Raw genomic sequence first — 24,599 nt, forward strand, 5'->3', positions numbered from 1 at the left:
CTGTCAGTCTAATAATCAATCACTTGCCTTTGTCCTATTTGTTAAATAATCATATAAACTTTTTTCGACTGGTGTTAACATTTTGAGTATCATTTTGACGATTGACACAGGTTTTTTTGTCGTTTCCATTCGCATCTCTTGGAATGATTCGGGGATCGGTTCAACATCGCCCATGTAATAGAAAGACAAACCTTCATCATTATGTTTTTTAACAAACAGCGGCAGACGCATGTTGTGATCCTTGTAATGTTGAATCGCATGAACATCTGGTGAGTTCAACGTTCGTTTAGATTTAGACATCCACTGAAACAGTTGTGGCGATAAAAATTGATCATCATATTTCGTCGTTTCGCTAATACTATCTTCTTTATGATAATTAATGAAAATCGCACAGTTTGATTTATCTTGACTTATAATATAGCCCCCAACATTTTGTGCCAGCGGATTTTCCTCCCATAATAATAACCTGAACACATCTTGACGCGTATACTTCTCATACAACATAAAGCCATTATGTGCTTCATGTGTAAGCCGCTTCTCTTTATAAGAATGTAAAGCGTACGCTACTTGGTCAGATAAAGTTGTCTTAAAATCAGGCTCTAATAAGAGTTTAGTGAAAATTGGGTGTCGCTTAAATGTTTGTGTCGTTTCATCATAGTCAACAAAGCGTAACGGTAAAAAGTCATGAGGTGCCTGGCGTTTCTTTTCATAATTTTCTTGATAGTACTGTAAATTCACATTGCGTAAAACCGATGTTCTAATAATCGCATTATAATCATCGTAGACGTCATGTATAAGCTTGTTAATAAACTCTTGTTCCGATAATTCTTCGTCTTCAATGAGTTGTTGTAATAACAATGCTTCATGAGGACGGACGCCATTTAAGACATGTAGTGAGAGATAGACCAAACTTTTATCGGCTTGTTCTGATAAAGTGTTCTTTAATTTCTCAACTTTTACAATATAACGATAGAAAGATTTACTGTAGCGGACATAGCTCATCGGATCGCGTGAACCATGGGTGACAAAATCCATCATTGTTGGAATCTTGCCTACTTTATACTTTAGTGTTAAGTAATCTTGGTCTAAGTCTTTTTTTAACAACATGTTCTTTTGATCGATTGCTTCAAAAATACGTTCTTCAGCAATGCGCTCAAAATTAATTGTTGATTCCCCAGGGATACCACGACTTCGCTCAACGAGTTGTCGGCGTAATTGGTCTTTATTATAACTTTGATCGCCATACAGTGCGATTGGGATCAAATAGTTATTCTCATGATTACCAATGAAATCAATTACCGTTAAAAAGTCTTTTGATTCATGTTTTCTAAGCCCTCTACCTAGTTGTTGGACAAAAATAATACTTGATTCTGTTTGCCTCAACATAACGACTTGATTTATCTTCGGGATATCGATGCCTTCGTTAAAAATATCTACCGTTAAAATATAATCTAGTAAACCACCTTCTAACTCTTTTACCCGTTGTTCGCGTTCTTCTTGGCTATTATCCCCTGTTAAACTAACCGTTTTTAATCCGGTATTATTTAAAGCGCACGATAAATTCTTCGCTTCTTGTTTTGTCCCACAAAAAATGAGGCCGTGTGGGCTCTCACCAGAAAAACTATAATAAGCTAATTTCTCACGAATGTGTTGCACACGATCATTTATTGATAAATCTCGAAATGATAGATTTTCACTTACGTGACCATCAATTTCGTAATCACTGACGCCAAAGTAATGAAACGGGACCAGTAGATCTTCGGCTAAAGCCTCCTGAAGACGAATTTCATAAGCAATGTTGTAATCGAATAACTTAAATAAGTCATAGCCATCGGTTCTTTCTGGAGTGGCAGTCATCCCCAACATAAAGGTAGGTTTGAAGTGATCAATAATCTTCTGATAACTCGTTGCCCCTGCCCGGTGCGTTTCATCAATTAGAATATAATCAAACCAATCTGGTTTAAATTGTGTCAATGTCTGTGCTTTTGATAACGACTGAACGGTCGCAAATAAATAACGTGCGCCAACATCTTTACTTGTACCAGAAAGAATCCCATAATCATCATCGTTACCACCAATAACACGTCTAAAATCAGCCATTGCTTTTTTAAGAATTTGTTCTCGGTGAACGATAAATAATAGCCGTTTAGGACTGACGCGTCTCACGTCAAAGGCAGCTAAGTAAGTCTTTCCCGTACCGGTCGCAGAAACAACAAGCGCACGTGATTCACCACGTGAGCGGACCGCTTCAATTCCTTTTAAAGCTTGGACTTGCATTTTATTCGGCTCAATCTGTAACGCATCGGACCAGTTATTATGATAACTTGCCGGAAATTCCGCTACCTTTGGGATCTCTTGCTTTTGATAGGCTTTACGGTAGTGATTAATCCATTCCGGTGTTAACGGCGTGCTTTCTTGCCACATTTCTTGAAACTGTGCGGTAAAGTGTTCGATGATCGCCCCATGTTCATGTGAGGTTAATTTGATGTTCCATTCATAATTCACTTTTAACGCACTTGCCGTTAAGTTGGTGCTTCCTACAATTAATGAATGGTAGCCACCTTGGTCAAATATATAACCTTTTGAGTGAAAACCATCAACATCTGAAATTCTTACTTCTAGGTTTTTTAATTTCAACAATTGTTGAAACATTTTAGGCTGATTAAAGTAATTGTATGTTGATGTGATCAGTTTTCCCGTTACACCTTTTCTGTGTAGATCTAGTAAGTGAGCCTTCAATGTTTGAATACCTGACTCTGTTATAAACGCCACCGCAAACTTAAAAGATTGGGATTGTCTTAATTCATCGATCAAAGTGGTTAAGACATCTTGCTTTTTCTGTTGATGGTTCATTAATAACTGTGGTTCAAATGGCCCTGAATAGGGAGTCGTTTTATCAATTAACCCTTTATGTATACCTAACTCTAATGCATTAAACCATGCTTCCATATCGATCACCTGCTTTTCTTTGGTGTTAGGTTCATTTTACCAAAGATTGCCGCTTTTCTGTATCCCTTTTCTTATTTTCTTATCATTTAGTTATCTCAACTTCAACATGTTTAGCCTCATAGTAGAAAGCATACGAAAAGCGTCTGCTCTAAACTAGTTATCTCCTGTCTACTTCTATGCGTTTTACGGCCTTATCTATTAAATTTATAGTTGTTTTCTAAGTGACATTTGTTTAATCATTTAAAACCTTAAGAAAAAAGGCAAGACCGCTACCAGTGCTAATTGCCCTGATGACAGTCTTACCTCGATTCATTTATACATTTTTAAGTCTTACAAATGCGTCTCACGATCAATATGAACCTTTAGTTGTTTTTTCTTTACTTTCGTCTGTTTCATTTGCTTTAAGACCGCTTCAGCTTTACCATTTAAGATCTCTACTGTCGTATGTCTCGGATAAACGGTTACTGCACCAATATCATTAAAATCCATTCCAGCCAGTGAACTAATCGTACCAACAAAATCAAAGGCACGCAATTTCTTTTCTTTCCCGCCATTAAAGTACAGTGTCTTGACTGAATCATTGATCTCGACTTTCTTTTGTCGGCCAAGCATCTTGACGTACTGCTTCATATCATCTTGTTCTCGTTGTGGATACGTACGTTCACGGTCATCAAATCCGAGGTTTTCTTTCATTGTTTCATAACTTGCCTGTTCATCCATAGCTAAGAGATGAACAACCTTGCCTTTCTTACCCATCCGACCCGTACGTCCCATCCGGTGTGTAAAGACATCTTCTGTGTAAGCTAAATCAAAGTTAATCACAAGGGGTAAGTCGATTAAATCCATCCCTCTTGCCATTAAGTTTGTTGTCACAAGAATCGAACGATGTTTTTCTTTAAATTGTTTCAGCGCTTTAATTCTAACCGGTTGTTTTAAATCACCGTGAAGACGAACGACAGGGAGCCCTAAGTCACTCAGTTCATCCACCACTTCATCAACTGTCCGCTTCTCCTCACAGAAAATAATTGCTTCAGGGACATGTTCTTCAACTAAGACATCAATGACCGTTTCGATTTTATCGTAAGTGTCAACATCAACGCGAATTTGATCAAACACTTGTTGATTTTTAGGCGCAATCGTCACGCGGACAGGTTCGACTAATGTCTCGTTAATAAACGGTTCCAGCTCATCACTCATTGTTGCTGAAGTATAAATATTTTGCCGTTTTCCAGGTAATAAACTGATGATTTCTTCAATTGTCTCCGCAAATCCACGGTCAAATAAATGATCAACTTCATCGATAATCAACGTATCAATAAGCGCACGTTTAATCGTACCTTTACTCATTAAATCTAAGACACGTCCCGGTGTGCCAATGACGATATGACTTTTTTGTTTTAGTTGAACTTCTTGAGCTTCATAAGACATATCTCCGATTACTGTCACCGGCTTTAACCGTTTATACACGGCAATATCTTTCACAACGTCCTCAATCTGTAAAGCCAGCTCACGCGTTGGTGTCAAAATAAGCACCGATGGATCATTCGCATCAAAACTCAACCGATCTAATACGGGAAGTAGAAAAGCCAATGTCTTACCACTACCTGTCTCAGCTTGACTGAGCACATCTTTCCCGTCCACAATCAGCGGTAAAAGTCGCGTTTGAATCGGTGTAGGTGTCGTGAAATTCTTCTCATCTAAGCGACGCAATAACGCCTGGTCTTTCAACATCATAAAATCTTGCATGTATTTTTCCCCTTTTTAAATAGAGAAAACTGTCCACTAAAAAAATGAACAGTTTCTCCACGTTTTATTGTTTCATCGCACATCAATCAAATGATGATTTATCATTTATCACTTAACATAGCTTGGTATAGTATAACCTTGAGTTAGTCTATTTCTTTTAAGAGTTGTAATAACGCTTGGTCTGACAAGTTCAACAAGCGCAGCTCTTGTTTCAACTTTGGCAACGTTTGTTGTTGAAAGAATTGTTTTCGCTCTGATAATGAGCGCGCGTGTGCATCTTCTGTCACAAAGAAACCTAAGCCGCGTTGTTTCTCAATCATACCATCATTCTCTAATATATTATACCCTTTTGTGATCGTATTTATATTTACTTCGAGTTCTGCCGCTTGTTCTCTGAGCGACGGTAATTTATCCCCTTGTTTTAAATCACCGTTTAAAATCTGATCTTTTATTTTATCTGCGATTTGACGATAGATACTTTGATGCTCGTTAAAAAGTTCGCTCATGACGTCACCACTTCCAGTTTGCGGTATGCATAGTAATCGATTAAGAGTGACACAATAACAATCAGAAAGACATACATTAAATCAATGGTATTCGTTAAAAATCGTACATTTGAGATATAGTCATACAAAAAGACTGGAAAGACGATGATATAAGTGATACCCAATTGACTTTTTTTATTAAATGTCATTTTAAGATAGAGCTTCACATTACGGGTTAATAATAGAAACAGATGATATAACGTCAACGTTACATGATACAAACCTAAAACATAGATTAAGGCAACAAAATATGACTCGAAACCTGTCATTAAAAAGTGTGTATAGGTAACGTTCACTTCATATATTAGATGTGAATTAAATAGATAGAATAGTCGAAAACCAACATGTGTGACGGTTAACACAACAAATACCGCAACGGCAGACAACAAAACAATTTTTAGATGGCGGTACCCTGTAAGAAGTGACCATCGTTCAAATGGTTTAAATGGTAACAGTGCCACATCAGTCGCTTTTATGTGTGATAAATTCAAAATAATGAAAAAAAACGCAAAGACAGTGATCCACCATGTGATGACTTGAGGATTTATTGATAAATAATTAGTCGGCAACGCTTCCTGAAACATCACGATCATAATGAGACCCATGATGACAATCAACTGCCCTGTAAATGCGGCTACTTCACGAACCGGATGAAGGAAGAATTGCCGGTCATAGTGAATAACTAGATTAACCTTTCGGTACTGCTTCTTGATCAATCGGACCAGCCAAGTTGATTCATTCCTATTTTTCACCGGTCGGTGAGTCTTCTTTTTAGCTAAAAAAATGACGTTAGCATAATGGTATATGCCGATACTGATACAGGCTAAACTAACCAATACGAGCCAGTCATTCAGATAAAAGGCAGCTGAAACAATAAAAATAAGGCCTGTATCATTGACCCAACGAATGCCTGCTTGCTTCATTGATTGGGTTGGTCTTGACAACGACTTCAAGGTGAAAAACGTACCTAGTGTGAGTGCGCCCAAAACATATAACCCATCCGTTGTTAGAATTGTGGGATGTTTAAATTGAATGAGAAAAATCATGGCAATGATCGGTAGCACGACGTGATAAAAACTTAACAAACTAACCTTTACGATGATTCGTTGTGGCAACAGTTTGATTGTGGTCACCTTAGCATCTTTTCTCATTTGTTGGATATTATAATCCGTTAATCCCGCCAACAATAATAACACAATGAAAAAATACAACGGTAAAGCCAATTGGTTAGGAATCGCATATATGTCTTTAAAAAACAGTTCACTTAACGAATTGTTTACTAACACACTGGTAACAAGTAAAATTGTAAAGGCACTCAGCGTATTCGCAAAAGGACGCGAACCGTAAAGGCTGCTTGTATGAATAAAACGCTCCATATTATTTACCTCCTACAAAGCCTTGATAGACAAGCTCCAACGGTATATCGGTTGGTTCACTTGACGGTGTGTGACAAAGTAACCGATAGCCAAAGGGTAAACGTTGATACGTTAAGTACAGCGTCTCGTCAGGCAACGTTGTTACGTCTTTTAATGACAAAACTTGATCTAAATCATTGGTCGCGTGATTAATCACAACGTGTCCTCTTCGGTCCATAATTAAGACTTGATCAAGTAATTGTTCCAATGCTCTTAAGTGGTGGGTCGCAATCACAATCATCCGACCGTCAGACTGGGCATCAATCAACAGCTGTCTAAAAATACGTTGCCCTTCTAAATCCATTTCTTTAGTTTGCTCATCGAGAAATACCATCGGTGTACCAAGACTTAACATAATCGACACAAACGCTTTTCGTTTCATTCCAGCACTGAGGTCCATCAAGTTTAAATCCGCTTCTAAATCGAACGCGGTTAAATAAGCTACTAGCTTCTTGCGATTAAAATTCGGATACATCGGACCAATCAAGTCGCCATATGCCTCAATCGATAGCTCAATATTTGGTAAGTTCTCTGGCAAATAACTGATTTTCTCTAAATACTGTTTGTTTCTTAGTCTCGGTTCATAACCTAAAACAGAAACCTTTCCACTACTCGGATAATATAAGCCCGTCAGTAGTTGAAATAACGTCGTCTTACCGACACCGTTTGGTCCTAATATTCCAATAACTGATCCTGTAGTAACCTCTAAATTCATCCGATCAAAAACACGTTGATCGCTATAGTCAAATGACACTTTTTCTAATTGAAACATTTGCTCACCTCATTTTGTTATAGTGTTATGCTTAACTATAACACTATAACGAAAATTGTAAACATGATGTTATCATTTTCTTATAAAATTCTATACAAAAAGACAGGTTTTCACCTGCCTTTCATGTCTTACCTCAATTGCTTACAAATAGCGACTTAAATCTTTTAAGGTATTGATCTGATCATAGTTAGTTAAGATTGATTTAAGTGTCTGTTCATCTAACTGGTAAATTGATTTTTGCATATCTTCTGGTATATGACCGACCTTATCGTCTAACATCATTAATAAGGACTCCGCAATGCCTTGTTGTTTTCCTTGTGCTATGCCCTGTTCTATACCTTGTTCCATACCTTGCTCTATGCCTTCTTCTCGTAACACATCAGCAATTGTCTTCATGACATCACTCCCCTTAGGATAGGCTTGTTCTAATGTTTTTACTATATCATTGAAATCATTTTTTGTGAATGCCTCACTCGTACTAAAAACGTACCGCAACAAGGTTTCAAAGTAAGTAAGACCAGACGCTTTTTCCTCTAGCGCATTTAACGCTTCTGCCGCCTGATAGATACTCGTCTTTAAATCGGCTGGATTTTTTGTATAAAGGTCACGCCAGATCGTAAAAAGAATCTTTAACTGGGCAACGCCTTTTATTTCTGCATCTTGATACGTCGATACATCAAATAATAAATAATCAAAATCAGGTACGTAACGTGTCATATCAGCTGTGAATGTATCAAATCCCTTAATCACGTCACCTAAAGACTGGCCCATGTGCCAAGTTTGTTTGCCGTGATAGATGACGAGTGGCAAAATGATTGGCAACTTATCCGCTTTTTTTCGGAGCGACTGTCTATTCCAAATCCTTAACATATATTCAAGTAACTGAACGGCAATATTTCGACTTTGATAGCTTTTATGTTCAAATAATAAATACAGGTACCCCCATTCGTGATTAATATCAACTTTAAACAACAAATCAGAAAAGACTTCTTCTAGTTCCTTGTTAATAAAGCTGTCTTTTTGCGGCTCTATTGTGTTCACATCAATCTGTTTAACAATAGAGGGTGGTAAATAATACGTGACGAAATCTTTTGTCACCTGGGGATTATTAAACGTTTCTTTAAAGAATTTATCGTGCGGATTTTGAACTTGAATGTTAGCCACCTGCTTTTGCTATCGTTTACTGTTAACAGTGATGCCTCATGAGATAGTTACAGCATATAGCGATCTAACCGTGCCATCAAGTTCATCAACATGGTTCATTTTTAAATGCTCATCTGTTTCTACAATCTAATCAGCACAACACTCATATTTTTTAAAAGTTTAGCAAAAATAGGCAGCTGTTTTTATTTTTCCTACGCGAAAAAGAGTACCCTTACTTAACAAGTAAAGGCACTCTTCATTATTTAAAAATTTTTTTGATCAGCTTAAATAGATCAAAACTCGTTTTGTTGTAAACTTTGTTGTAGGCGTATTTTTTAGGGTTTCTAACCCAGCCATAGCCCTTAGGCATTTTAACTTTGCCACGATGAACGATTTGTCGCTTAATCGATGTCCGAGCACTGAGTCGTTTTTTTAAGCTTGGTTTTCTGATGCCAAACTTCATTTACTCATCTCCTTGTATGTCACGCGTCGCATCGACAAGTGTTCCTCTCTGCGCTTGTGAGGCAAGACGATCGGCTTGTTTATTGTCTTTTCTGTCGATATGATGATACAAAGGGGTGAGTCTTAATGATGTTAGTAAATCTTCAACCTCATCTGCCCACTTGGCTAGTGTCTCATTTAACACGGGCCATTCGCCTTTTAATTGATTGATCACAACCAAACTATCACCGTAAATGTCAATCTTTTGCGGAGGAAAATCTATTTGTTTTAGTTGTTCCAAACCATGAAACAAGCTATAATACTCGGCTTCATTTACTGTTTTTGGCATCGCTGTATCAAGGTTCTTCCGCTGACTGATCTGTTGATCCCCTTCGATATACGTTAATACCACACCAAGCCCACTTAGCTTAGACTGTTGATTGAAACTCGCATCAAAATAAAGCGTTAAGTGATGCACCGACTGTCTTTCGCTGTGTTGTTCTTTTTTTAGCTCTTTTAAAGTATACACACGGTTTGATTCATCGATTGCCTGAAGATTTTGGTAGTCTTTATGTGACATTAAGCGCTCATAATACAAGATTGCTTCATCAATCTCACACCAATCAGACGTCATTTTAAGGACATGATTCCCAATCTGATACGCATAAGTTAAACTATACATCCCTACCGCCCGCTTTTCCGGTAATAATTGACCAAACCTTGACTCGACACATCTAAGTCATGGGTTAGATAATCAAAGAGTCCTGGGTCCAGAATATAACTTTCTGTTTCTACCTTATTAAATAACGCTTCGGCAATTCGCTCAACTAAAACATCATTTGGTTCAGCTTTATGCTTATCATAAATCCGCTCACTAATACGAATAAAGCGGTTCAACCATTCAGATAACGACTGATACACATGATCTGGTTCATCACTGTAACCGTAGTGACCAAAATAAATCCGGTCCGGTGCTAATTTTCGCATGCGCTTCATTGAGGTCATCATTTGATTAGGATCAAATTGGGTTGGTGATGTTGATGGTAGCACGAGTTCACTTCCACCAGTAAAGCGCGTCGGATAGAGCGTGCCAAGTGTATCACCAGTGAAAATACTGTTTGTTAGTGCATCATGAATTGCTAAGTGGTGGTTGCTGTGCCCTGGCGTATCATAAAAGGTTAACGTTCGGTTCTTTCCAATTGAGAGTGTCTCCCCGTCTTCGACTGAACGAATCCGATCTTCTGGCACCGGCTTAATCGGATCAAATAACGCATCAAACTGTTCACCATAGACTGTTTTCGCACTTTCGGTTAGCCGCGTCGGATCGATTAAGTGACGTAAGCCACGTGGGTGAACAATCACTGTCGCATTTGGCAGCGATTCAATCAGTAACCCCACACCTCCAGCATGATCTAAATGAATATGAGTGACAATGACGTATTTGATCGACGCTCGGTCAATATTTCTTCGGTCTAATCCTTGTAGTAAAAAAGGAATTGATGGTGCCGCACTTGTTTCAATTAACGTCGGCGCCTCACCTGGTAAATAATAAGAAGCTGTTCGTTCTGGTAAATTCAAATCAAAAATATCAATCATATCTATTTGTTCCATGGTGTCACTTCCTTTTTCTATGTAATTAATGGTTACTATGCTCATTTTCCATACCATTACTCGATGCATTCGTTCACTTCATTTTAAATATGCGCGTACTTAGCTCTTCAGTGCCAACCATTACATCATGTATTGAATGAAATTATAAATATTGAGTAAGATTAATAAAAAGATCGTTACATTAAAAACTTTTTCAACTGTTTCAATCGGTAAAAACTTCGCGAGTCTAGAGCCAATCACCCCACCTGAAATACCACCAATCACCATAAACAACAACATCGATAAGTCCATGCTTGATACAGTACCTGCAGTAATGGTACTTATAAGTGAAGCAAGCTGACTAAAAAAGATAATGAAGAGTGAATAAAACCCAGCTTTTTTCGTATCAAAGGCAAACAGTAAGCTTAAAATAGCTACGTTGTGCGGGCCACCACCAATGTCTAAAAATGATGCCATTAAGCCTAATACAAGACCAATAACAAGAACCATCACCCGACTTTTGATATGAAATTGTTTAAATTTAGATTTGTGATTAACATAGTAGAGAACGAGAGAGAAAATAACAATCAGCGCCCCCGTCTGTGCCATTCCAATCCACGTTAAATGACTAAAGGTGCGGAAGATGCCTTTTCCAAATAATCCACCTAGAATCGAACCCGTTGCGAGTAAAATCGCATGATCCAATCGCATCTCTTTTAATGTCCGTCGCCTTGTATAGACCGACACAACCGCCATCGCAAATACTGTTGAGGCTGATAAAAAGCCAATGGTTTTTAAATCGTAATGTCCCAAAAAATCTAAGATTGGTTTAATTAAAATGCCCCCGCCAAATCCCGCTAGTGAACCAATAATCGTCGCCCCTAGACCAATGAGTAAATAAAGTAACGCCAAACGAATCCCTTCTTTCACTTATCGTTTACTCTTTGTTTCATCAGTAAACATTTTCTATTGTTTTTCTATTAAGTCAATTATACCACGTTCAGCTTTTCAACAAAACCTTACCTATATGAAATGAAGAACTGTATCGAGCCGCCATTGGTTAGATTGATTATGACCACGATCGCAAACGACATTATCTTCATATTACGGGGAAAGGCAATTAGAAATGGATTGTCCCATTGCATGAAGCAGTGATAAAAGTATGAATCGCTTTCGTTTCATCCGTGGGGTACTGTATGTTGGAGCACTGACAGATAAGATGCCGTTACATGTAAGTTCAGCAGGTTGAGCCTATTCCCTTTTTACTTATTGCAATAGTTTATGCGTATCACCCAGCTAAGTGCGCTAGTTTTTATGTATGTTTATGTTTGCTATACAATTTGTTTGATAAAAATACCAATAATAGAAAATAAGCATATAACGACAAAATCAAAAAAACTTTTTGCGATCATGACAATCATTAACATCGTTGGAAACAAAGCAGACGCGAAAAATTGAGCCCCGAAACGAGAAGAAAAGTTGGTTTTATAAGTATTATTACTTCCTCTCTTCTTTTTTTCATAGTATAAAAATAATGAAAAACTATATTTACTGTAACTAAAATCCCTCAATTTATCAGCACATTCTCCATTTCACTAACCCTTTTCAGCTTTCACACTTGTCGTCACTCCAAATAGTTATATTTATGTTAGTTTATATTTTCTATATTTTTTAAAAAACTCCTTCTGCTTGTGACTCAACCGAAGCCATTCGTTAAGCTTTTACCTATTGTTATACCTGTACAAAACGTCTAATCCAATGGCAACATTACCGCCTTTGTCTGTTTATGATTAATTTTTAAAAATTTTTCGATTAGCATACAGAAAATTCGCTGTTCCCTTCAACATTCCGAAAAAAATCTGGTATTAATCATCTCATAAAAGCATGTCTCTTTTCAAATCTATATTGGGTTGGATACACTAATATTATGGTACGCTCTCTATTTTCTTCTACTAGAATATGCATACTCAAGAACGATTGTATCCATATAACTAAAGAATGTGATTTGTCCCATGATAAACGATTGGTATTTACTTCCGCCGGTTTGACAGACTATATACACCGTGTATAATGTGAATTAAATAATGCGCTTTCATAATTGAATGGCGATAACTAAAAAATTAGCATAGGAGAGATAAAATGGGCAACACATATATTAAAGAAATGTTTAGTTTAGAAGGAAAAGTAGCCTTGGTAACTGGTGGTAATTCTGGGATAGGATTAGGTATTGCCAATGGATTAGCTAAAGCAGGTGCAGATATATTTATTGTTACACATTCAGGAAGAAATACAGAAGAAGTTAGAGCTGAAATAGAAGGTATCGGTAGAAAAGTTGAATTTTTTCAAGCAGACTTATCTATAGAGGAAAACACAACCAAGTCAATTGAAAAGTGCATCGAAGCTTTTGGTCAAATAGATATCTTAGTAAATAATGCGGGATCAATCTACCGAGAATCTTTATTAGAAGGCACAAATGAAGGCTGGAAGAATATTATCGATCTAAATCTATCCGCACTATATTACATATCGAAAGAGGCTTCTAAGCATATGGTGAAGCAGGGACATGGTAAAATAATCAATATTGCTTCTATGTTATCCTTTCAAGGTGGCAAGTTTGTCCCTTCGTATACTGCATCTAAACATGGTGTGGCAGGTGTGACTAAAGCCTTTGCAAATGAATTAGCTGAAAAAAATATTCAAATTAATGCAATCGCACCAGGATATATTAAAACAGCAAATACAAAACCAATAAGAGATGACGCTAAAAGAAGTGCAGAAATACTTGGAAGAATACCTGCCAACAGATGGGGAGAACCTTCAGATATAGCAGGTGCTGCCGTATTCCTAAGTTCTAAAGCATCAGACTACATGAATGGCCACATCCTAGCGGTAGATGGTGGTTGGCTAATCAGATAATTTAAAATAACTGCGGTCTTTAGGTGAGTATAATTACCTCACCCAAAGACCTGCAGCTATTTTTTTACCTTTTTTCAATTAAGCTGATACAAACGAATGGCCTTTTGACTGGCTTTTATATATTTCTTTTCCATTTAATTCAAGGTGTGTGCCTTGATAAACGGCATGTTTAATCAGTTGGTCTCCATCTTTAATAATTGAAACCCAATTAGCATCTGATTTTATTCCACAATAATCGATTGTCTTCGTTTCAGAATAGATAAATGTTTCAACTTTAGAGCCTGTTTTAATTTCAACACCTATAAATTCATCACCTTTAATTTCTTTAACATCTAGTAATTCATCTGTAAAACTAGATTCAGGTTGTAATACATTTATAAAGTGTACATCTTTCTTTTTAGTTTTATTTTCTACACATAAAGTTTTCAGTAGGATTTCTCTGACATCATCCGGTCTTTGTGGGGTCATTATTTCACGAATAACCGTTTCTTCTACGTAGCTTTCTAAATCTTCCGGGAAAACGGGATAGATATTTAAGGCTCCCTTCCCATTTTTCATACGGTAGGCATTTGTGCCTTCTATTTTCTTAGCATACTCTTCTGAATGCAGGCGCCACGTATAATTATGTTCTAATTTACTCTTAAGCTCATCTAGCATGATCAAGTAACCCATTTCACTATATATAACATTTCTTGCGTTTCTAGTGAGTGCCATTTCAGGATAGTAAAGTTTATTAGATTCAGCTACATAGTAGGTATACCCATTTTCACTAATAAAATCTTCTACACCTGCAGTGGCTTCTTCAGGTACATCTCTCCATACATTATAAATCCCTTTGCAGTTCAGATCAAAAAGAACTGGATCTTCTAGTGTTCCTTCATTCCATATTTTTTCTCCAACACATCCCGTGTCATCGACTGTAATCATATTATGAACTTTAGCTCTTGATGTTCGATGGAATCCCTCATCCATAGCTAATGTTGAATCATGTCCCATCAATATAAAGCTATTAAAATCTACATGATAATGCGTTAAACTTCTTGTATTCCAATCATGTTCTTTATCTAATTCCCATGATTTTTGCCACTGAATATTTCCTCCTGGCGCACTAGACTTAATTGAGAAATGCATCGCGTCTCTTTCCCATGAAGAGCGAATAACAGCTAAACCTAAATCAGGGAAGTATCTTGTCAATGGAAGCGTACTTGGGTCTTCTTCCTTAATCTCCTCGTCATACCAAATATACTCTAAGAAAGCTTCTGGCATAATGCCTGGGAATATTTTACTCTGGTACGCCTCTCTAAATAAGAATTTCTCTTTGACTAAGTTTCCAAGCCATTGTGCATGACCATTATTGTACTCGCTAGCTATTTTATAGAAAGCCGAGATTGAGTTAGAACTTCTTCTATCATGCACGTCAGAAAAGTTAATATTTTCTTCCCAGTTAGGTGCAGATTGGTATAATCGATAGTCAAAGGTATTCTTTAAGAAAGCGGATTCAAAATAGTCAATGCCTTCGTTTTCTTTAATTAAATCTGCCGCTGTTAGAAGGAAATTCATCGCATATCTCCAATAGCCTGTTCCTTCATAGTTACTACCATCTTCTGGCATATACTTGAATACGATTTCAAAATTATCTTTAATCACATCAATCCACTGTTGTGCTCCGTCATATTCTGACTCTATCGCATAAGCCGTCGTTAGTAATCCAGTATAGTTGATCCAGTTATGATTTTGCCAATAGTTAGTTGACCAACAGTTTCCTCTATTTTCTTCACCATAGTCAAACATTTTATTTCCTTGTAAAATAAGCTTATCCAGCACTTCTTGTTTTTCTTCTGGTGTTAAATATTCCCCAATCCAGTTATAAGATAAGCCGTAACCAAATAATAGCCAAGATGCACTTAAATCAACATCTACTAAAAAACCATAACCCCAAACGTCATATCGACAACCTGTCAGTAACCATCTTTTTGCTTCTATTAAGTAATGTTCTTGTTTAGTTAGTAAATAAGCTAAGCTTAAATTCGCTGCCGCCATCCCCATATATGTAATACTTGTCGGTGGGTGTTCTTCATGAGCCTCCTGGTTTAGATATTCTTTACATTGCTCTAATAAACGTGTTAAATGAGATTTCCTAGTGGATAACTTCTCATTTTTTAGTTTATCCAACCTATCGTTAATCAACAAATAATTTTTCATACTTTTCCTCCTGTTTAATTTGAATTTTTTATAATTTTCTTTCTGTTTAATATTAACATATTCAAAATAATATTGGTAGGTCAACAATATTCCGAATGGTGCTATTGTCAAAAAAGTCAATAATGAACATAACTCATAGTAGAATCTAACTTGGTATCTCAACAATTTCCTAAAAAATATTTATAAGGTTTCAAGCATCTTAAATAGCTATTTACTATTTTCAAGTGACCGACTGAGAACTTTGCTTTACTCATTCTATGAGTTATTTCATCCGACCTTCAGGATTTTTCGGGTATACGCTTGCTTGTAAACGCGCGACATGTAGACATAATAAGTTTGTCTATATGCTTTATCTTTTACGTATAACCTAGCCAACCCGGCTTATATTTATGTTATATAACTAACGTTTGACACTTCAGTTAATCAAATACTCCCTCATTCGTTATTATCCAAGAGGTTTGCGTGTTTTTTCTTGTTTAAAAAAGTGAGTACTATTTTAGCTTTCTCCGTTGATTAGTTAAAGCGATAACCCGCGAATCTTCAATTCAAAATCATTCAGTGCTTTAAGCTGTAAATCGCGTCGCGTGCGATTAACTAATTTAGACACGTCTAAAGCATGCACGTCGGTTAAGTCTGTTTCAATCGTGACAAGCTTTTTACTGAGATAGGCATCTGCTTCACCAGCAATTAATTTTTTCTTGTATCGATTAAATTTCGGATCCAGTTCATCGAGAGATTGATACACGCCTTCAACGGAATCACACATTTGAATAAGCGGTAGGGCAGATTTTTCACCAATTCCTTGGACTCCTGGGACGTTGTCTCCTTTATCGCCGAGTAGGGCTTTTACATCAATCCATTGTACTGGTTTAATCGCATATTGGTTCATAAAGACCGTTTCTGTAAACATAATTTCTTCACGATTTTTTGCAATAATTTGTGTTGTTTGCGGTGATAATAATTGAAGTAAGTCATGGTCGTTACTATACATATAACTGTGACCTTCCGTTTCTTGTTGCCACTTGACAGTTAAGGCGCCAATCACATCGTCCGCTTCATAGGGAGGAATGGTTAACTGAGCAAATCCTAAGTCTGTAAGTAAGAACACAAGTGACTCGTATTGCTGAATCAGTGGTTCTGGTAAAGCCGCTCGGTTAGCTTTATAGTCCTTATACTCTTGGCGTCGGGACGTATCATCTCGCTTCACGTCCCAACAAATAGCCACATGACTCATGTTGTGTTTTTCAATCAATTGATACAGTTTCTGAATGAACACACGCATCCCGTTCATATAAAGTCCTTGACTATTGGTTGGTAGCTCATGTGGTTCTTTATTAAAAGCAGTCGCAAAATAGCCTCTACTTAATAAATTAAAACCATCAATAATTAATAATTTTTCAGTCATAATGTGCTCCTTTTTAAGTTACTATCCGTTATTATACCAGAGTTACACTGCTTTTTTTAGATTGGTTTTAAAGTTTAACGGAATGGGAAAAAATATTTTTAATTTTTTTTGATATTTTTTAAAAAATATGTTTAGCTTATCTCAAACCGGGAATAGATAAGTACAAGGCAAATATACCATCCATTTAAGATTAGGACCTTACGTTACGAATGGTAACTCTAGCGCTTAATCAAAAATGTGAGTCAATACGAAAGGTAAGTATGTTGACTTACTAAATGGTCGGTATGAGCTGCACAGCCTTGGCGGAAAATTTGCATAAAGAGCTGACGTCAAAAACTCGTCAGGAACGTAGCAATTGAACAAAAGTAAGAATTTTAGAGCTATGGAAAAGAAAGTGTTAGATTTTTTCGTGAAAGTGCACGTGACTAACCGTTTTAAGACTCGTGAATCGGATGTAGTGAAGCATTTCGACAAGCAAGTGTGAGTAGTAAGAAAGACGGTTACAAACTAAGCTTCAAGTACGACGGGTTAGCACGTCAAGGAGTAAACGTTTGGTAAGATGAACAAGCATTAAGTAAGTAGAATAAGACAAATTTTCCGCAACGTCCTGTAAATGGGACAAAGAAAGACACGTCGATTCTGACGTGTCTTTTCTTTATGCTTTGTTTTATCGATACCAAATATTATGACCTTAAATACAGCCAATTAATACCCCAAAAGTAACCTAAATACCTCGTTCATAAAAAGACACCAGACCCTATCCAGTCTGGTGTCTTACTTAATATAACGCGAGCCTCAAACAGTTTAATAGCTTTAGAAAAATCATTTAATTATGATTGACTCTGTTCTTTTTTAAATAGTACCACTGTCGCAGCAACTAAACTTAACAGAACACCCATCATCATCAAGAGATACATATTTGTGGCAGTTTTAGGTAATGTCCCACCATCATTTGCTGCCTCTTGTTTCGTTGTCCCTTCATCAGATTTGCTCACATCTGATTTGTCTGTGTCGGCATCTTCAGTCGTGTCTATTTCAGGAGTATCTGGCACCTCTTCTGTCGGTGCTGCTTGTTCCGGTACGTCCGTAGGCTCATCTACTGGTGTCTCTTTTATTGTCTCATCAACTTCTGCAATTAAATAATCACTAAAGTGATCAAGTAAAGCGACGACCTCACCTGTTTCAGCTTCATACCGTTCAATTGGATAGTACGTTAAAGTACCATCATTATCGACATACACAACACGCAAGTTGTCGACATTCCCAATATCAGCGTTATTCACAGTGAAACGTACTTCCACTGGTGTGTCAAATCTTTCATCGACATAGTCATCACCGACATAAATTTGGAAATCATACAAGTCGGTTAACACTTTGACACCGGCTGTTTCTTTGAAATTTGATTTTGCTTTCTGATTGATACGTGTGGTTACATCTTGCTTGCTATCTAGCGCACGTTTTAATACATTATCAAGCGGGAAGTTCATTGTCACTTTTTGATCTTTCGCTTTAATATTTAATCGCGCTTTTTCTGGAAGGTTTTTCAAAACAGCTTGTGATAATTTTGCAGCTGAACGATTTTTTATTTCAATGACTGTTAGGTTCGTTTCTTCATCAACAGCAATGTCATCTACCGTTACTTCTGCTGAATCTTCTTCTGTATCTGTGTCTTCATCAGTGTCTATGTCTTCATCAGTATCACCAGGTGTTGTTGAACCACCCGTTGAATCATCATCTTGATCAACCACACGGATAATGATCGCTGTTAGGGGATCAATTGTTAATGATGCTGAAGTTACTTCCACACCAGTCGGATCCTCTATGCCTTCTATACCTGCGACTTCGGCATCAACAATCACATCTTCTGTTGTATAATCTGTGTTAACCGAGAGTTCTCGCGTCTGACTATCGGCATTAATGAAGACGTGGTAGCTTTCTCCAGTGGAAGCTTTCGCTTCATAAGCGATGACTAAGTCTTCAGCCTTAATTTCTGGTGCGTCAATAAGAGCTACATTATCGAGTACTTCTTGTTTTGTTTCTTTACTAAACGCATCGGTTGAACGACGGAGTTCAATTAAACCTGCCGTATAACTCCGAGTTAACGTGTGGATTGGGTAAACTTCTTCATTTGTTGCTTTTTCCCAATCAATTCGATTAATAATATCCGTTGAATCATAAGAATCATGGATAAAGTATGGATATTCAAACGGGGTTCCGTCTGAGGTTTCCATATACGTTGACTTATAAGGAACTTCTTCAACTGGTTTAATATAATCTGGGTCTCTAAATTGCTTCGTCCGACCAAATTCTTGACCAGCGTGAATAAATGGTGTCCCTTGACTTGTAAGTACCATCAAGTTACCGATTCGGATCCGTTGATGAATTTCTGCTTCAAAGTCTTTCGGATCCTTTTTAATCGATTGAGCAATCACATCATGCAGGGTTAAGTTATCGTGCGCCGCAATATAAGGGACCACATCACCTGGGTCATCAGCTTCAAAGTTACCTGGGTTGGCAATAATGTTGTTGAAAATCACATCAATATCGCGCGCTCCACCGGTCAAGAAGCGTGGTTGCCCTTCACTACCGAATCCACTCTTAAGTTCATTTCTAAATTCATCAGAGAAAGATGCGACACTATCGGTAGCTTTCATCCAATCTTGATCTGCTGGTTGAACATCAGGGTATTGGTCATCTCCTGCGAATGTACGCCAGCCTTCACCAATCATTACAATGTTTGGTTTTAACGCTTTTGCTTCATCGTAAGCAATTTGAATCGCTTCAGCATCATGGTCACCCATCATATCAAAGCGGAAACCATCGACTTTAAATTCAGTGACCCAATATTTAATTGAATCGACTAAGACTCTCCGTGCCATTTGGTGTGTCGTACCTAATCGTCCGCCACCAAAGCTTGTCTTCGCTTCGCCGTCTTTGTCCATAAAGTGATAATAATTTGGTTCTAAATCTTCAAAGATGTGCACACGTGCAGTATGGTTATAGACCACATCTAAAATAACCCCCATATCACGGTCATGAATCTCTTTGATTAAGTTTTTAAATTCTTCGATCCGCTTCGCTGGGTCACTCGCATCTTCAGAATACATTCCTGTCAGCGAGAAGTAACTATGTGGGTCATAGCCCCAGTTATAATTATTATCTGTCGCTGAATACTCAAGTAGCCGTTCGCCTTTATTAAATTCATCGCTAAAGAAATAACTCATCACTGGTAATAACTGAATATGGGTCACACCGAGTGATTCAATATAATCGAGCTTCTCAGCAAACGCACTAAAGGTTCCAAATTCATGATTAAGTTCGCCTTCAAGTGATGGATCACTCGTAAAGTCACGGACGTGCACTTCATAAATAATCGCATCCTCACGGTGTTCAAATCCATCAATTTCTGCATATTCAAGTGCTGGACCTAATTCTTTTACATCAACAATTGCTGCTTTACCAACTGCATCATCGTTCCCTTCACTCGTCCACTGCGCCATAGATTTCGCGTAAGGGTCAAGCGTTAAGACCGTATCTTCACCTCGGGTAATCTTAAAGTGGTAGTAATAGCCTTTAGGAGAATCAAGACCGGTTAAGTCTTCATCTAAAGTAATCGTATAGACGCCTTTTTCACCACGCGTCATCGGGTATTCACCAATAACCTCTGTCGGTGTGTCTGAATCATATAGAACAAGATCGACCGCATTAGCTGACGGTGACCACATCTTAATCGTGGCACTACTGTCTGAGATATCGACTAAACCTAACGCACCATCATAACCATAAAGGTTATCTTTTAACTTCCAACCTGCTTTTGCTTGTGCTTCACGTCCTAAGTGACGCACGGTATACGGCGCATCTTCAGTCGTAAATGTGCCTGTTAGCTTGATTTTATTGTTTGTTTCATCTATAGATGCATCATCAATCACGACCACGTCACCTCCTTGTGTTGTTACTTTAATATCACTTATCACATCTTCTGTTGACCAGTCACCAATCGCACTGTAACTTAATTCAATCGTATCTAAGCTAACGAGTTCAGCTCCTGTAAGACCTTCTTCTGTCACGAAGTAAGGATTCGTGTAGACTTGTTCATCACCTGCTTTTAAGAAGATTTGTGTGGCCCCGTCCATAGTGTAAGACATATCACCAGATTGATCACCACTGTCTTTATTCAAGGTTAAGAATTGAACCAAGCTTGCCTCTTCAATGACAGGTAAGTCATAAAAAGTACCGTACTTGCCTAATTCAAAGTCATGTGCACCGGTTGGCCAACCTTCTGTCGGTGTGGCAACATCACCCCATGTCCAAAGGGACCAGCCATCATAATCATCATCTTCACGGGTATAATTCACACGAATTGACCCCTCATTGTTTAATGGTTCGTATGAGTAGACGTGACCTACTTCTGTCACCCATGCTTCATTCATGTCAGCACTTAAAATATCAACGAATAGGTCACCCGTTTCATTGCCACCATCGGCATTATTAATTAAGAAACCTAGTTGTTTTGCGCCGTCAATGACTGGTATATCTAAATAATAACCATAATCTGTCGCGATAGCCTCTTCGAATGAGATCGCGCCTAGCGGCCAGTTGTCCGACGGGCTTTCAACATCTTCCCAAACCCAAAGGCCAAGCTCACTAAGACGAGTAGAATCAAGATCACGGAAGTGAAGCCGAAAGGATCCCTCCTCTACCGGTGCGACTTCTTCTGTCGGTGTTTCTGGTGCTACATCTGTAGAAAGTAAGTCACCACCTTCCACCTGAAGTAACGCAGTCCCACCATCAACGGCAGCTGGTACGGTGATGGTCACAAATGACGCGCCATCCATAGCCGTTGTCTCATAAGGCACATCACTATAGTGATCGATCACATTTACTGTGTCCGTTGATGCTTTAAGTGTGATCTCTTGTGGTTCGCTCGTCGGGTTAAACGCTAAGTAAACCGCTTCGCCGTCAAAGCTACGTTTTACGACCAGTTGGTCGAGGTCATCATCTGCGATAACTGTTTCACGTGAACCTTTACTTAAGACATCGCTATATTGCTCTCTAAAGTCAAGCAATGTTTCGTAATGGGCATGAAGCGTATTGCCTTCAACATTTGCCCAATCAAAGTCATAACGGTTATCATAGACAGGCCAGTTATTCGCACCTGTTTGACCTAGTTCTTCACCGTAGTAAATCACCGGTTGACCTTTTGCGGTTAGTTGTGTACTTACAGCCACTTTATATTTCGCCTCATCTCCACCAAGCGCATAAAGGAAACCATCTTCATCATGGCTACCCAAAAACTGGCCGAGTGTATGGACACTGTTTAATGCTTCATTACGTAAAATCAGTTGTTCATTGGCTTTTACGACATTGCCGTTTGCTAGTGACTCAGCAAGTGTTTTAAAGCCAAAATCAAGTAATGAATCCATTGTACCATCATAAAAATGGCCACCGTCTTCATTAAAGTTTGCACCCCAATGTTCACCAATTAAGCGAAACGCTGGGTCGATTCTTACAAGTTCATTTTTAAAATGTTGCCACGTCGTTTGCTCAACGTGCTTCACCGTATCAACGCGGTAAGCCGCGATACGATTGCCGTTTGCGGTTGTTGATTTTTCAATCCAAGCCGATTGCCAATCAACGAGTTGTTCACGTACAGCTTGTTCTTCTGTTTTAAAGTCAGGTAGACCTGATAGTGACATTTTAAGGTCACCAGAACCACCCGTTTCACGCAACATCCCGTCAAAACGCGCCAAATCTTCTGCCGTTGGATGGCCTTCTGGTTGAGTGCCACCCGGTTCGGCATTCATACCGTAACCTGCGTGGTTTAAGACAACATCGACCATAATATCGATCTCACGCTCCGCTGCTTCATCAATCAAAGTATGAAATTCTGCCATTGTTCCTAAATGCGGGTTCAGTGTTTCAAAATCCTCTGCCCAGTAGCCATGATAAGCATAATATGATCCGTTGTCACTGTTTGCTTCAACGTCATGTGCGACGTTTTCTACTATTGGGGTAATCCAAATCGTGTTCACACCGAGGTCATCTAAATAATCTAACTTTTCGGTTACCCCTTTAAAGTCTCCCCCTTGATACGTCCCGCGCTGGTTTTCAGCACTTTCATAGTCAAGGTTATAAGGATTGTTGTTGGATGAGTCACCATCATTAAATCGGTCCGTCAACATAAAGTAAATAACCGATTCATCCCAGTCACGCGCATCAGACGTTTTCTCAACAACCGTCGCCACAACATCGGTGTTATACGTGCCACCGTTGTCATCGACAACCGTTACCGGAATATTTTTCTCACCCGGAGCCACTTCACGACTGACCGATAATGTTACAGTTTGTAGTGTTGGATCAATCTCAAGTGGCACATCAATCCCTAACTTAGAGACATCTGCGCGAATGGAGGCAATCCCAATCTCTGAGTTATTGTCAATCCTAAGTTCAAGTAAGGCATGTTCATCATAATGGAATGAACGATTAACACTACCTGAAACGGTAATATCCTCTACCCCGTCCGCTTCATCCGGTGTTGTTGTTTCTGGTTCAGCTGAAACATAATACGGGTTATTAAACGCTTCTTCTGTGCCTTCTTTAATAAAGATTTGGTTATAGGTAGGTAATTCATCAAAAGTCATATCACCCGTTTGACTATCATCTGATTGATCTACAATAAGAGCGCCTAGTGTACTTGCATCTTCATTGAGCGGAACATCCACATAGTAGCCATAAGCTGAGGTATTCTCACTCGTAAAACTATAGGCATCCTCTGTCCATTCTGCATCACTTCCAAGTGCTGCTGGTGAATCTCCCCAGAACCAAAGTGCAGGTTCTGTAAAGTTCCCATCTGTTTCTTGATAGTGCACCCGTACAGTTGGTGTATCAAAAGCGACGGGTTTAGCAAGATGTGTGCTGCCGTCTGAAGTGACATATACATGATCCATATCAGATGAAATAAATTCAACACTGACATCACCGGTATATTTTATATTTTCTCCACTATCATCTTTTTTATCACTCGCAATGACAAAGCTAACGCCTGCCGCGTCATCTTGTAGTGGAATGTCAGTATAGTGAGTGAATTGTTCATCTTCTGTTGGCACAAAGGTTTCTCCACCTGTTGGGAATTCCCCCTCCGATGCTACAGAACCTCCCCAGTGCCATAAGTATAATGTTTCATCAGGTTCCCCTGTATGTTCATAGAACACACGGAATGTGTCTTCCTCGATCGTTGTGGTATCAGTTTCAGCCAACACACTAAGTGGTAGGCTTGTAAAAATAGTACTAAATAATAAGAGCCAAACAAAAAACTGGGCCACAATAAGTGTTAATGTTCTTTTCTTCAATATAATCATCCTTTCAAATGGTGGTATCGATAACACAATGTAACTAAAACCCGATTCCCTCCCTAATATTTTTATGCAAACGATTGCAAAAATATTGCGAAAAAATTGCACAACCTCTTGTGTAAC

14 protein-coding genes are annotated in these 24,599 nt (G+C 38.3%); 1 reads left to right on the top strand and 13 read right to left on the bottom strand.

Features of this window, described 5'->3' with window-relative positions; genetic code table 11:
* Window positions 1–15: 15 nt before the first annotated feature.
* The 10 genes from BM098_RS03195 to BM098_RS03240 all read right to left on the bottom strand — a co-directional run bounded on the left by BM098_RS03195 (window position 16) and on the right by BM098_RS03240 (window position 11,531).
* Window positions 16–2,949, bottom strand: coding sequence for a DEAD/DEAH box helicase (locus BM098_RS03195; protein ID WP_089830334.1), 2,934 nt, complete (start codon window positions 2,947–2,949; stop codon window positions 16–18).
* A 330-nt stretch (window positions 2,950–3,279) separates the two neighbouring features.
* Window positions 3,280–4,695: a DEAD/DEAH box helicase gene (locus BM098_RS03200; protein ID WP_089830336.1), complete on the bottom strand. Its 1,416-nt coding sequence runs from the start codon at window positions 4,693–4,695 to the stop codon at window positions 3,280–3,282.
* Between the two features lie 143 nt (window positions 4,696–4,838).
* Window positions 4,839–5,201: a GntR family transcriptional regulator gene (locus BM098_RS03205; RefSeq protein WP_089830337.1), complete on the bottom strand. Its 363-nt coding sequence runs from the start codon at window positions 5,199–5,201 to the stop codon at window positions 4,839–4,841.
* Window positions 5,198–6,616 carry a hypothetical protein gene (locus BM098_RS03210; protein WP_089830339.1) on the bottom strand — a complete coding sequence of 473 codons (1,419 nt, stop codon included), beginning with the start codon at window positions 6,614–6,616 and terminating at the stop codon, window positions 5,198–5,200. Before BM098_RS03210 ends, BM098_RS03205 begins: the two co-directional genes overlap by 4 nt.
* A gap of 1 nt (window position 6,617) precedes the next feature.
* The gene (locus BM098_RS03215; RefSeq protein ID WP_089830341.1) at window positions 6,618–7,427 is read right to left on the bottom strand and encodes an ATP-binding cassette domain-containing protein; all 810 of its coding nucleotides are present in this window, start codon (window positions 7,425–7,427) and stop codon (window positions 6,618–6,620) included.
* Between the two features lie 141 nt (window positions 7,428–7,568).
* On the bottom strand, window positions 7,569–8,591 hold the full coding sequence (locus BM098_RS03220; RefSeq protein WP_200795827.1) for an Rpn family recombination-promoting nuclease/putative transposase: 1,023 nt from the start codon (window positions 8,589–8,591) through the stop codon (window positions 7,569–7,571).
* Between the two features lie 238 nt (window positions 8,592–8,829).
* Entirely contained in the window at window positions 8,830–9,033 is a 204-nt protein-coding gene (locus BM098_RS03225; protein WP_089830343.1) for a hypothetical protein, read from the bottom strand.
* Entirely contained in the window at window positions 9,034–9,693 is a 660-nt protein-coding gene (locus BM098_RS03230) for a reverse transcriptase-like protein (RefSeq protein ID WP_089830344.1), read from the bottom strand.
* A 2-nt stretch (window positions 9,694–9,695) separates the two neighbouring features.
* Window positions 9,696–10,622: an MBL fold metallo-hydrolase gene (locus tag BM098_RS03235; RefSeq protein ID WP_089830346.1), complete on the bottom strand. Its 927-nt coding sequence runs from the start codon at window positions 10,620–10,622 to the stop codon at window positions 9,696–9,698.
* A gap of 120 nt (window positions 10,623–10,742) precedes the next feature.
* Window positions 10,743–11,531 (bottom strand): sulfite exporter TauE/SafE family protein, encoded by a 789-nt coding sequence (locus BM098_RS03240; protein ID WP_089830347.1) that lies wholly within the window; start codon window positions 11,529–11,531, stop codon window positions 10,743–10,745.
* A 1,209-nt stretch (window positions 11,532–12,740) separates the two neighbouring features.
* Between BM098_RS03240 and kduD the strand changes: the two genes are divergently transcribed.
* Window positions 12,741–13,517, top strand: coding sequence for a 2-dehydro-3-deoxy-D-gluconate 5-dehydrogenase KduD (kduD, locus tag BM098_RS03245; protein WP_089830349.1), 777 nt, complete (start codon window positions 12,741–12,743; stop codon window positions 13,515–13,517).
* A gap of 78 nt (window positions 13,518–13,595) precedes the next feature.
* On the opposite strand, the gene BM098_RS03250 is transcribed toward kduD, so the two are convergent.
* The 3 genes from BM098_RS03250 to BM098_RS03260 all read right to left on the bottom strand — a co-directional run bounded on the left by BM098_RS03250 (window position 13,596) and on the right by BM098_RS03260 (window position 24,473).
* The gene (locus tag BM098_RS03250) at window positions 13,596–15,719 is read right to left on the bottom strand and encodes a DUF4962 domain-containing protein (protein ID WP_089830351.1); all 2,124 of its coding nucleotides are present in this window, start codon (window positions 15,717–15,719) and stop codon (window positions 13,596–13,598) included.
* A gap of 517 nt (window positions 15,720–16,236) precedes the next feature.
* The gene (locus tag BM098_RS03255) at window positions 16,237–17,124 is read right to left on the bottom strand and encodes a 5'-3' exonuclease (RefSeq protein ID WP_234987398.1); all 888 of its coding nucleotides are present in this window, start codon (window positions 17,122–17,124) and stop codon (window positions 16,237–16,239) included.
* 830 nt (window positions 17,125–17,954) lie between these two features.
* Entirely contained in the window at window positions 17,955–24,473 is a 6,519-nt protein-coding gene (locus BM098_RS03260; RefSeq protein WP_159430100.1) for a pullulanase, read from the bottom strand.
* Between the last annotated feature and the right edge of the window lie 126 nt (window positions 24,474–24,599).

Origin of the sequence: Halolactibacillus halophilus (genome assembly GCF_900115605.1) — a bacterium.
In the GTDB taxonomy this organism is placed as follows: domain Bacteria; phylum Bacillota; class Bacilli; order Bacillales; family Amphibacillaceae; genus Halolactibacillus; species Halolactibacillus halophilus.